We start from the raw sequence: 13432 nt of genomic DNA on the forward strand, positions 1-13432 counted from the left end.
AAGTACAGTCGTATTTTCCTTTTTGTTTTTCTATTGAATATAATGGCTGTAAAGAATAATTCTGTGCAGGCACAATCAGTAAATTCTGTACTGCAATATACTGTTTCGATGCCAAACTCTGATAGTCATTATTTTCATGTAGAACTTAATTGTTCAGGATGGAAAGATGACACTATTGATTTTAAAATGCCAAATTGGATGCCAGGTTATTACCAAATAATGAATTACAGTAAAATGGTTGAAAATTTTGCAGCAAAAAGCAATAACAAAATTCTAGCTGTAAAAAAAGTAAATGAAAATACTTGGCAGGTAAAAGCTGTAAAAAACAAACCACTCACATTGAGTTATAATGTAAAAGCCGATGAGCAGTTTGTAGCCAACAGCTATTTAGATGCTTCACATGCTTATATCATTCCTAATAGTTTATTTTTATATATAAATGGGCATTTAAATATTCCCGTTAATGTAAAAATTTCAGGAATTAAAGCTGGATTTAAAATCGCGACGGGTTTAGAATCCGTTGCAGGGAACAACAATGAATTTACAGCTTCCGACTTTGATATTTTATATGATTGTCCAATACTAATCGGGGATTTAGAAGAGCTGCCTTCTTTTAAAGTAAATGGAATCGAACATCGTTTTATCGGTTATAAAATGGGTAATTTCGATAAGATAGCATTCATGAATAATTTAAAGAAAGTGGTAGAATCTGCAGTAGCGATTATTGGTGATATTCCTTACAAACGATATACATTTATAGGTATTGGTCCAGGGCAGGGAGGTATTGAGCACTTGAATAATACAACAGTAAGTTTTGATGGAACTGGATTGGATAATCCCGATGGGATGAATTCGATGATGAGTTTTTTGGCTCATGAATATTTTCATCATTACAATGTAAAACGGATCAGGCCTTTCGAATTGGGTCCATTTGATTATGACAGAGGAAGTAAAACAAACCTTCTGTGGGTAAGTGAAGGGTTGTCTGTATATTATGAATACCTGATTGTCAAAAGAGCGGGACTTGTGAGTCAGCAGACTTTGCTTAATAATTTTGAGAGCAGTATCAACGCTTTTGAAAACAGTCCTGGCAGATTTTATCAGTCATTAGTTCAGTCAAGTTTTGAAACATGGAGCGATGGGCCTTTTGGAAAACAAGGAGAGGATGCTAATAAATCTATTTCATATTATGATAAAGGACCAGCAGTAGGCCTTATTCTTGACTTTGCCATTCGTCAGGCAGCACAAAATAAAAAATCCTTAGATGATGTTATGCGGTTTTTATATTGGGAGTATTACAAAAAATTACAGCGCGGATTTACCGATGCTGAATTTCAGAATGCCTGCGAAACTATAGCGGGAATCTCATTGGCAAGTGTGTTTGAATATGTTTATACCACAAAAGAGATTGATTATAATATGTATCTGTCTTATGCTGGTTTAAGGATGAATACAGAATTGGATTCAAAATCTAAAGCCAAAAAATATTCATTCAAACTTTTGGAACCAATAAATGAAAAACAGCAAAAAACACTGAATTCATGGCTGGATAAATAATTTGGCATAAAATAGGAAAAAAAGCATTGATTTTTTAAACTTCCAAATAGCATTAAGCTAAAAAATAAATTAAAATAAGGCATAGGCCATCACGGATTATTTTCTAATATGATGTGTTGGCTTATGTTTTTTATGTTAGCCTATTTTTTGCGTTAAACTGTTTTAATTCAGTGTTTTAGTTCGGGTTGGTGGTATTGTGTGTAATGTGCTGCCAACTATTGATTTTCTCAACTGCAACTGTGTTATTATAGTTCAAAAGCTGATTATGATGTTGTATTTCTATAGAATTAACATTATTTTTTTTGTTAGTGCTAAATTTAATCAGTTTTGTGTGAAAAAATACAATAAATGGATAATATACTATTGGTTTCGGATAAATTGTTGTCTGCCGTTATTTTGATTATGATTTAATTTTACAAGTGTTAAAAGCACACAATTTAATCTGTGTATTAACTAACAGTAATTTTTAACCAAACCAAAAACTAAAACTATGAATTTAATCAACCTTTCAGTAATGCAAATTTTTGAAGGTAAATTTTTGAAGAGAAAAATGGGATTTGCCACTTTTTTACTTTTAACTTTTTTTACCTCCTTTGCGCAAAAAAAGATCCAAGGTTCTATTAAAGATATTAATGGAATACCACTTACAGGAGTGACTATAACAGAAAAAAATGCATCCAATGCAGTGTTATCTGATTTTGATGGAAAATACGAGATAACTGTTAAAAATCCAGATTCTAAATTGGTTTTTACTTACTTAGGATTTTTAACTCAGGAAGCCACAATTTCGGATAGGAATACTATAGATGTTATTCTTAAAGAAAATACAGAACAATTATCCGAAGTTGTGGTAGTAGGGTATGGTACACAAAAAAAATCAAGAGTTACCAGTGCCATTGCAAGTATAAAAGAAGTAAACTTTACTAAGGGAGCGATTCGGGATGCTTCCGATCTTATTAGAGGTAAAGTAGCAGGTTTAACTATTACTAATGGTTCAGGAGATCCTTCTGCATCACCTACCATTTTACTGCGCGGAATATCTTCTTTAAAAGGATCAAATGCTCCGTTGGTCTTAATTAACGGTGTGCCGGGAGGTATAGATACTGTTGCTCCAAGCGAAATTGCTTCTATAGATGTATTGAAAGATGCTTCGGCGGCAGCAATTTATGGAACTAGAGGAGCAAACGGAGTAATTCTCATTACTACAAAAACGGTTAATAAAGAAATGGCACCAACGCTGACTTATTCCTCTTTTGCTACGGTAGCTAATTTTGCTAAGAAAGCAGACTTTTTAGATGCTGGCGGAATAAGAAATTTACTTTCTAAGGGAACTAAATTACCTTTTACAGATGAAGGTGCCACAACTAATTGGCTGGATGAAATCTCAGGAAGCGGATTTGCTCAAAATCATAACTTGGATATAAAAGGAGGGACAGGGAGAACAAATTATGTAGTAAACCTTAATTATGTTGATCAAACGGGCGTATTTAATGGGACTTCTAATAAAGAATTTCGTTTTTCATTTGATGTAAATCATAAAATGTTCAATGATAAATTAAAAATCAATCTGAACTTGCTTAATGGAACACAAAATATGGGGCTTTCCGAAGGTACTGCAGGATATGCTTACAGACAGGCTATGATTCGAAACCCTACAGCCCCTATTTATAAAGCAAATGGAGATTATGCTGAAACAAGCAGGTTTCAATATTACAATCCTGTTGCAATTATGAACGAGACAATAGAGGACAGGAATAATACATGGCAAAGATTTACGGCTAATTTAACTCTTGATTTATTGCCAGGCTGGGATGCAAGCGTTATGCTTGCCAAGAATAAAAATACAGGTTTAAACGGTTACTCTGAAACCAAAAAACACTATTCAAATACAATAAATGGGCGAAATGGTGTTGCTTCCAGAAACACTGGAGCTACAGACAGAGATTTTCTAGAATTAACATCCAAGTACAATAAAAAATTTGATAAGCATGAATTTACGGCATTAGGAGGTTATAGTTATCAGTATACTGTTAATGAGGGTTTTTCGGCTTATAATTTTGATTTTCCTACTGATGCTTTTTCTTATAACAACTTGGGGGCCGGAAATGCCTTGTCTGATGGAAAAGCTTCGATGGGCAGTTATAAAAATGATGATAAGCTAATAGGATTCTTTGGGAGAGTAAACTATAATTTTGACAGTAAATATGATTTATTGTTTAGTATTAGAAGAGAAGGTTCTTCGAAGTTTGGAGAGAATCATAAATGGGGTAATTTCCCGGCAGTTTCTGCAGGATGGAGTATGCATAAAGAATCCTTTCTTAAAGATGTTTCCTATGTCAATAATTTTAAATTAAGAGCGGGCTATGGTATAACCGGAGTAATTCCTAATGATTCTTATATGTCTCAAACATTGTATAATTATGATGGCTATTTTTTTAATGAGGGAAAATGGGTGAAAGGATTAGTTCCAGCTAGTAATCCTAATCCTGATTTGCGTTGGGAGAAAACAGCAGAGATAAATATTGGTCTTGATTTTGGATTTTTAGAGAATAGAATCAGCGGAAGTTTTGATGTTTATAGTAAAAAAACAAGCGATATGCTTTGGGATTATAATGTGCCGACTCCTCCATATTTATATTCTAGCATTACTGCCAATGTTGGAAAAATGGAGAATAAAGGATTTGAAATTCTTCTCAATGTAATTCCTGTTAAAAGCGAAAATTTTGTTTGGAATTCGTCAATGACTTTTTCACATAATGAGAACAAGCTAACAAGTCTTTCTAATGATTTATATGCAATAGATAAGAACTTTATTAATACTGGAAATACGGGAGATCCAATTTCATTTTCTACACACCGATTGGAAGTTGGGCAATCAATAGGAAATTACTGGGGATTAAAATCGGTTGATATTACTAATGATGGGAAATGGATTATTGAAACAGCAGACGGTACAAGAAAAACGCTTACTCCAGATTTATATAATGATGACAATAAACAATATTTAGGAAATGGAATCCCAAAATATTATGCGGGTTGGACTAATACTTTTACTTACAAAAAATTTGATTTGGGTATGGTATTGACAGGTGCTTTTGATTTTCAAATACTTAATTCTCAGCGCATGTTTTATGAAAATCCTACGATTAATTATAATATGCTGGCTTCTGCATTCGACAAAGTATATGATAAAGCGGTATTGAACTATAACCAGACTTATGTTAGTTATTATCTTGAAAAAGGAGATTATGTAAAGGTTGATAACATAACTTTATCTTATAATTTTGATGTTAAGCCATTTAAGGTTATAAACGCTATGCGATTATATGTATCTGGAAATAATTTGGCCACATTTACAAAATACAAAGGCTTAGATCCAGAGATACAAAGAGGAGATCCTTTGTCTCAAGGAATGGATAATAGAGATAAATATCCAACTACTACATCTCTTACTTTAGGATTAAATGTAACTTTTTAAAAAAAAATAAAGATGAAAAATCATAATATAGTATATAAAATCCTTGTTTCCGGCTTACTTCTTTTAGGAACAGGATGTACAAATTTGGATGAGACAGTTTATGATAAAATAACTGCCGAGAGTACAGAATTGACAGCTGAAGATTTAACGAGTATTATTGCGCCAGCTTATACTTCGTTCAGAGATGTTTATTGGGGTTGGGACGCAGCTTTTTGCTTATATGAAGAATCATCGGATTTAATTGTAACGCCTCAAAGAAACGGTATCGGCTGGGGAGATTATTATATAACGATGCATCAGCATACATGGGGATCAACCCTGCCTCATGCAGAGGGAAATTGGTATTATTTGTATACTGGGGTAAATAGCGTAAACAGAGCAATTTATCAAATTGAGCAAATACAGGGTATTGAAAATAAAGACAAAGTAATTCAGGAACTAAGAGCATTAAGAGCGATATATTATTATTTGCTTTTGGATAATTTCAGAAATGTTCCAATAGTAACTTCTTATATCAATCCTCCAGGATATTTGCCTGTTCAGAATACAGGGAAAGAAGTATATGATTTTGTTGAAAGCGAATTAAAAACAGCGTTGCCTTATTTAAGTGATGAAAACAATACAGCTTCTTATGGAAAAGTTACGAAGTGGGCTGTCAAAATGACTTTGGCAAAATTATATTTGAATGCTGGAGTATATTTAGGGACACCAAAATGGAATGATGCTTTGGCACAGGTTAATGATATTATTGACAGCGGAAAATTTAGCTTGACAAGTAACTATTTGGATAATTTTAAGATTAAGAATGAAGGTTCTCCAGAAGAAATATTATCTATTCCATTTGATCAAGTTAAAACAGGGGGGAGCTATTGGCCATTTAAAACGTTGGCTGCTCCAAGCCAAGCGACTTATGATTTGAGCGGTGGTCCTTGGAATGGTTCTGGTGGAATTCCGCAATTTATAGACACCTATGATCCAGATGATCAAAGATTAAAAGATTCTTGGCTAGGAGGCAAACAATATACAAGTAAAGGTGAGCCATTAATGGTAGACGGTAAACAATTTGAATATATTAATTATTTGACTAATGTAAATGGCTGTGAGCCTAACGAAGGATTTAGAATGGTTAAATATGAAATTGGTTCCGGTGATATAGGGCAAACCAGTAATGATGTTCCATTTTACAGATATACAGATGCATTGATGATTAAAGCTGAATGTTTGTTAAGAACAGGTGATGCTAATGGAGCCGCTGTAATTGTGTCACAAATCAGACAAAGAGATTTTAAAAACACAAATCCTAGTAAAGCAACAGTTACTGGAGCAAAACTTTCAGGAGGAAGCGTTTATAAATATGGTACTTATGAGGCTGGAGTAATTACGAATCTTGAAGGCGGTGCTGACATTCAGTATGGAGGTTTCTTAGATGAATTGGCTTGGGAATTTGTAGGGGAAGCCCATAGAAAACAAGATTTAATACGATTTGGTGTTTTTACAACAAAATCTTGGTTTTCACATAAACCAAATGGTGCTTTTAGAAGCCTATTACCAATACCACAGTCTGAAATGGATAAAAACAGTAATTTGAAGCAAAATCCAGGTTATAATTAATTTATTGAAAATAAAGTGTTTTGAATTAGTTTATTTTTTAAGGGAGGCAAGAAATTGCCTCCTTTGTTTTTGTATGTCGGACATGCTCATATTCTAGCAGAGTTAAGCCTAAAGCAAGATACCTGCGCTTTGTTGCTAAATCATCTGAAGGAAAAGGTCAGACATTTTCCATTGGCGAAATAAATGCGGTCGAAAAGTAAATATAAACGAATCTTAACTTGGTGTCGATTTTTTTTAAAGTTTCTGCTTGTGTCTTTTGCCGAAGTTAACAGGTTATTAGTCGAATTTTTAATTTTGCAGATGGACTAATTCTTAATTTTATGCTATAATAATTAAAGGAAACGGGCAAATGACTAAAGAAGGCATAAATTTTAAAGAAGCTGGAAAATTTGAAGAAACACGTTTTGAGAAGATTCATAACGTGATTTTCGGATCATCTAAGGAAGCTTCCTTATTGGTTGCACAAGAAATAGCAAACATAATTCAGAGAAAAGAAGAATTAAATGAACCTTGCGTTTTAGGATTAGCAACAGGGTCTTCGCCGGTAAAAGTTTACGAAGAGCTTGTAAGACTGCATAAAGAAGAAGGTTTAAGTTTTTCCAATGTAGTAACATTCAATTTAGATGAATATTATCCAATGGATAAAAATAATATTCAGAGTTACTGGTATTTCATGCATGAGCATCTTTTTGATCATGTTGATATTCTTCCAGAAAATATTAATATTCCTGACGGAAATATCAGTAATGAAGATTTACAGCAATATTGTATCGATTATGAAATGAAAATTAAATCATATGGCGGTTTAGATTTTCAGCTTCTAGGAATTGGAAGAACAGGCCATATTGGGTTTAATGAGCCGGGATCTCACATTAATTCGGGAACAAGAAGTATTACGCTGGATCATTTGACGCGTATCGATGCAGCATCTTCATTTTTAGGAATTGATAATGTACCCCGAAAAGCCATTACAATGGGAATTGGTACTGTAAAAACGGCCAAAAGAATCGTACTTCTGGGATGGGGAATCAGTAAAGCTGAAATCATAAAAAAAACTATAGAAGGAGAAATTTCTTCACGAGTGCCGGCAACATATTTACAACGGCACAGCAACGCAACATTTGTTTTAGATACCGAGGCTTCATCAGAATTAACGAGAGTAAAAACACCTTGGTTAGTAAAATCAATTATCTGGACAGAGGAATTAAAGCTTAAGGCTGTTGCCTGGCTAAGTGAATTGACTAAAAAGCCTTTTCTTAAACTTACAGATAAAGATTACAATGAACACGGTATGTCTAGTTTGTTAACAGAAGAAGGAACTGCGTATGATTTAAACATCAAAATGTTTAACAAAATGCAGCAGACTATTACTGGCTGGCCAGGAGGAAAACCAAATGCAGATGATACTTACAGACCGGAACGAGCTACTCCAGAAAGAAAGAGAATTATCATTTTCAGTCCGCACCCGGATGATGATGTTATTTCGATGGGAGGAACTTTTGACAGATTGGTAGAACAAGGACATGATGTGCATGTTGCATACCAGACATCTGGAAATATTGCTGTTTCTAATGAAGAGGCTTTAAAATTTGCTGAAATTTCGATGGCATTAAATAAAAATTCCAGCGAATCTGAAGACATCATCAATTTTTTAAAGAATAAAAAAGCTAATGATATTGATTCATTAGAAGTTAGAAAATTAAAAGGATTAATTAGAAGAAGCGAGTCTTTGGCTGCTACGAGATATTTAGGTTTACTGGATTCAAATGTTAACTTTCTGGATTTGCCTTTTTATGAAACAGGCACAGTTAAAAAAAATAATCTGGGGGAGGCTGATATACAAATTATGTGCGATATTATTGAAAGAATAAAACCGCATCAAATTTATGCAGCAGGAGATTTAGCTGACCCGCATGGAACTCATAAGGTGTGTTTAGATAGTTTGTTTGAGGCTTTAAAAAGATTAAAGAATAAAAAATTTATGGATGATTGCTGGGTCTGGTTATATAGAGGAGCGTGGCATGAGTGGGAATCATTCCAAATTGAAATGGCGGTTCCAATGAGTCCTGATCAGGTTCTTAAAAAACGTCATGCAATTTTCTATCACCAATCTCAAAAAGATGGAGTAATGTTTCAGGGAGATGACAGTAGAGAATTTTGGGTAAGAGTTGAAGATAGAAATAGATTAACAGCAGAAAAATATAATGCTTTAGGATTAGCTGATTATTCCGCTATTGAAGCATTTAAACGATATCATTTTTAGTTTGTTTTTATATCGAATAGAATAAGTTATTTCATGTAATTTATTTTTGGTTAGTTACCTGTATGTTGAAATGCAACCCGTAATGGTTGCATTTTTTTATATAATTAAAGTTCTTATTTTGGTACAAATGATAACTTTGAGTAAAGTGCTTTTACTTCGAAAGTGTTTTGCGACTCCGCTCAGCCTGACACCTAGTTTAAATTACATCTAAAACGGATATAATGGATAAGGAAAATTCAAAATAGCGATCGCAAAGTTTATGATCTTTTGCATTACATGTTCCCTTCGACTACGCTCAGGTATTAAATGGAAGAATTTAAAATTCTTTGTTTTACATGATCAATATAAGATCTTCCAATTACGTATCTCAGTCCTTCAATTTCTATACTGTTTCCTTCAACGGCATCAATCTTATCAATAGCTATAGTATATGATCGGTGTATTCTCAAAAAATTTCTTTCGGGTAATAAATCAGTAAAGTCAGATAATGTGCTGTGTATTATGTATTTACCACTTAAAGTATTGATTTTTAGATAATCTTTTAAGCTTTCAATCACTAAAATTTCATTAAAAAATATTTTTTTCATTCTCTTCTTGTCGATCTTAACAAAAATAAAAGGGCTTTCAGGATTATTTTCAAGCGGAGCATTACTGTTATTGTTAAGTCTTTTGCTAATCTTGTTTAGGGTTTTCATTAACCTCGGAAATTCGATTGGCTTTACCAGATAGTCTAGAACATCTAATTCATAAGTTTCTATAGCAAATTGACTATACGCACTTGTAATAATAAGTATTGGAGGGTTTTCTAGACTTTTTATGAAATTTATACCGTCTAGAACCGGCATATTAATATCAAGAAAAATTACATCAACTTTATTGTTCTTTAAAAAATTTAAGCCTTCAATTGGATTGCTAAAAGTATTTATTACCTCAAAATTTTCAACAGGCTCCAGATAATTTTTAATAACATTAATTGCCAATGGCTCATCATCTATGATTAAACAATTTATTTTCATTACTATATGTTTTTTTTGAAAGAAATAAATTTGGTAGTTGTAAAAAAGAAAGAAAATTGTTTTTAGGATACTTTAATTACAAGCTTTGCAACAAAAATATCCTTTTTATTTTTAAATGAAAGCCTATAGTCGCTTTTATTATAACCTAATTCAAGCCTTTTTTTAACATTTTCTAAACCTATACCGCTAGACTTGTTAAAATTATCCTTATGTTCAGTAATTTCGGGCATTGGATTAGTAATTGTGAAATGCAAAAAATCACCTTTAATCTTAAAATTAATGTTGATTATAACAGATCCGGTGTTCTTGTTAACACCATGTTTAAAAGCATTTTCAATAAAAGTGAGAAGTATGATAGGACTAATTTCTTTATCATGAATGTCTCCAGAAATATACATATTGACTTCTAATCGGTCATCATTTCTAATTCTTTCTAAGTCCAGGTAATTTTGTATGCAAAGTATTTCGTTTTCTAAAGTTTGTTTCTTGCTTTTTGTTTCGTACAGCATGTAACGCATTAATTCAGAAAGTTTGAGAACAATTTTTGGAGTTTTATTTGATTTTTCTACCGATAAAGAATAAATATTGTTAAGCGTATTGAAGAAAAAATGTGGGGAAATTTGAGATTTAAGGAAAAGCAATTCTGTTTCTAATTGAGATTTTTCAAGATCAGTTACTCTTCTTTGTTCATTCAAAAAATCAAATGTAATCTTAATTGCTGTCACAAATGTGATTACATAGAGTTCTCCCATCATCATGTCAATAGTATAATTGAGTGTTAATTTATCGATAGTTTCAGGTCCTTCTGGCCAGACGTTATGCGTTATTAATAAGTATGTGAGGTTGAATTTTATAATTACCATTATAAATATGGAGGATAAAATTGCAAGTACATATAGAAGATATTTTTTTCGATAAACCAGATAGGGCATAAATATTAAAATATTCAGATAACATAATGTCATGTGAATTGGAAAGCCTAATAAGTTTGTCTTTAATGAATACAAATAATCATTAAAATAGCTTCCCCAACGAAATGTGTTAAATAAAAAGTAAGTAAGCCAAAAAAAGATGTGATAATGCAATGGCAATCGATATAATTTGCTGGAATTTAAATTCATAATAATGATATGCTTTTGTGATTTTTTTGATGTTTATCTTAGTTTATATGTTGTCCGTCTAAATTACTTTTAAATAAAAGTTGAATTTGTTTAATTTTAAAGTTAAATTAAAGATCGTTATATATGAGGAATTTTACCCTGCTGGTTTTGTTTGTTATTTTAGTTGCAAGTTGCAAAATAAATGTAAACAAAAATCAAAATCACAAAACACTTTTTGTTGACTATGTTGATCCTTTTATTGGTACAGGCGGTCATGGACATACATATCCCGGGGCTACTGTCCCATTCGGGATGCTGCAGGTGAGTCCTGATAATGGTATTTCAAGCTGGGATTGGTGTTCGGGTTATCATCATTCTGATTCCATAGTAGTTGGTTTCAGTCATCTGCATCTAAGCGGAACAGGAATTGGAGATTTGGCAGATATTTTATTTATGCCTACAAATAAAAAATTAGATCTAACAGCCAAAATAGCTTCACGTGATCAATTACCTTATAAATCAAAATACAGTCATGTTAACGAAAAAGCAGCGCCGGGCTTTTATCAGGTTTTTCTTGAAGACCCTAAAATCAATATAGAATTAACTTCATCACAAAGAACAGCCTTCCATAAATATACATTTGCAAAAAATGATAAACAATCAGTAGTAATCGATCTTGGTTTTGCAATCAATTGGGATAAAGTGTTAAAAACCGGAATTACAATTGAAGATCAATATACTATAAGTGGATATCGCTATAGTATGGGGTGGGCAAAAAATCAGAAAGTATTTTTCGTGGCAAAATTTTCAAAACCAATTTCAGAATCTGTGTTAATTGCCAATAAACAAATAACAGCAGGAAATAAAGCTGAAGGAGAAAATACAGCAGCACAGTTATTTTTTGACGTTAAGAATTCTGATGAATTACAGGTAAAGGTAGCTTTGTCATCCGTTAGCATAGCCAATGCCAAAGATAATTTAGATGGAGGAAAATCAACTTTCGAAAAAACAAAATCTCAGGCATCCACAATATGGAATGCTGCTTTGAGTAAAATTACAGTAGAATCACCTGTTGATTCATTAAAAACGATGTTTTATACTGCGATGTATCATGCACAATTAGCACCTGTAACCTATAGTGATAAAAACGGGCAGTTTAGAAAAGAGGATGACCAAATTGATGCTGCAAAAGGTTATACCGCCTATTCTACCTTATCACTATGGGATACTTTTAGGGCTGAAAATCCTTTGCTTACCTTATTGGCTCCTGACAAGGTTTCAGATATTGTAAACTCAATGTTGGCGTATTACGATACCAAAAAAATGTTGCCAGTTTGGACTTTATATGCTAACGAAACCAATACAATGACAGGTTATCATTCGATTCCTGTAATTGTTGATGCGTACCAAAAAGGTATCAAAGGGTTTAATGCCGAAAAGGCATACGAAGCTATGAAAGCTACAATGATGCAGGATGAACGCGGCTTGAATTTCTACAAAAAATACGGCTACATTCCTTATAATTTACTTGATGAATCAGTAACAATTACTTTGGAATATGCTTATGACGATTGGTGTGTGGCGCAAATGGCCAAAGCTTTGGGCAAAAACGATGATTATCAATTTTTTCTAAAACGTTCTCAGGCTTATCGATATTTATTTGATCCGAAAACTGGGTTTATGAGAGGAAAATCGGAAGACGGAAAATCATGGAACGAGCCTTTTGATGCTAAACATTCTAACCATAGAGAGCATACTGATTATACCGAAGGAAACGCTTGGCAGCACAGCTGGTTTGTACCACAAAATGTTGAAGATTTTATTTCGCTGCACGGAAGCAACGAATTATTTGCCAAACGTTTAGAGCAGTTATTTACCGAAAGCTCAGAAATTACAGGAAACAATGTCTCTGCGGATATTTCAGGATTGATAGGTCAATACGCACACGGAAACGAACCAAGCCATCATATCGCTTATATGTTTAATCATGCTAATCAGCCATGGAGAACACAATATTGGGTACGTCATATTTTAGATACGCAATACAATACAACACCAAACGGATTGAGCGGTAATGAAGATTGCGGACAAATGTCGGCCTGGTACGTTTTCAGTTCGATGGGACTATATCCTATGAATCCGGCTTCGGGCGAATATGAAATAGGAAGTCCTATTTTCGAAAAGACGAAAATCAATCTTGAAGGCGGAAAATCGTTTGCTATTGAAGCAGAAAATGTTTCTGATAAAAATTTTTACATACAGTCAGCAACACTTAATGGTGCTCCATTTAATAAAACCGCAATCTCGCATCAACAAATATTGCAAGGCGGGATTTTACATTTTGTAATGGGAGCCGAACCTAATAAAAGTTGGGGATTAAAAAAATAGCAAACCACGTAACTAATTA

7 protein-coding genes are annotated in these 13432 nt (G+C 33.1%); 5 read left to right on the top strand and 2 right to left on the bottom strand.

The window, feature by feature from the left end; all coding sequences use genetic code 11:
• The first annotated feature begins 42 nt into the window (after positions 1 to 42).
• The 4 genes from AC1DVP_RS15120 to nagB all read left to right on the top strand — a co-directional run bounded on the left by AC1DVP_RS15120 (position 43) and on the right by nagB (position 8909).
• The gene (locus AC1DVP_RS15120) at positions 43 to 1557 is read left to right on the top strand and encodes a M61 family metallopeptidase (RefSeq protein ID WP_477184324.1); all 1515 of its coding nucleotides are present in this window, start codon (positions 43 to 45) and stop codon (positions 1555 to 1557) included.
• Between the two features lie 490 nt (positions 1558 to 2047).
• Positions 2048 to 5035, top strand: a complete 2988-nt coding sequence (locus AC1DVP_RS15125) for a SusC/RagA family TonB-linked outer membrane protein (protein ID WP_477184325.1) — start codon at positions 2048 to 2050, stop codon at positions 5033 to 5035.
• Positions 5036 to 5047: 12 nt separating this feature from the next.
• On the top strand, positions 5048 to 6646 hold the full coding sequence (locus tag AC1DVP_RS15130; protein ID WP_477184326.1) for a RagB/SusD family nutrient uptake outer membrane protein: 1599 nt from the start codon (positions 5048 to 5050) through the stop codon (positions 6644 to 6646).
• Positions 6647 to 6995: 349 nt separating this feature from the next.
• Positions 6996 to 8909 (top strand): glucosamine-6-phosphate deaminase, encoded by a 1914-nt coding sequence (gene nagB, locus AC1DVP_RS15135; RefSeq protein ID WP_477184327.1) that lies wholly within the window; start codon positions 6996 to 6998, stop codon positions 8907 to 8909.
• Positions 8910 to 9211: 302 nt separating this feature from the next.
• Here nagB and AC1DVP_RS15140 read toward each other — a convergent pair whose 3' ends face one another.
• Positions 9212 to 9925, bottom strand: a complete 714-nt coding sequence (locus tag AC1DVP_RS15140; RefSeq protein ID WP_315156221.1) for a response regulator — start codon at positions 9923 to 9925, stop codon at positions 9212 to 9214.
• Between the two features lie 62 nt (positions 9926 to 9987).
• Complete coding sequence (locus AC1DVP_RS15145; RefSeq protein WP_477184328.1) at positions 9988 to 11046, bottom strand: sensor histidine kinase; 1059 nt, start codon at positions 11044 to 11046, stop codon at positions 9988 to 9990.
• Between the two features lie 123 nt (positions 11047 to 11169).
• On the opposite strand from AC1DVP_RS15145, the gene AC1DVP_RS15150 reads away from it, so the two are divergent.
• A complete protein-coding gene (locus tag AC1DVP_RS15150) occupies positions 11170 to 13413 on the top strand; it encodes a GH92 family glycosyl hydrolase (protein WP_477184329.1) in 2244 nt (747 codons plus the stop codon).
• Positions 13414 to 13432 lie beyond the last annotated feature (19 nt).

The sequence above is a fragment of the Flavobacterium sp. P3_A6 genome, from assembly GCF_056403035.1.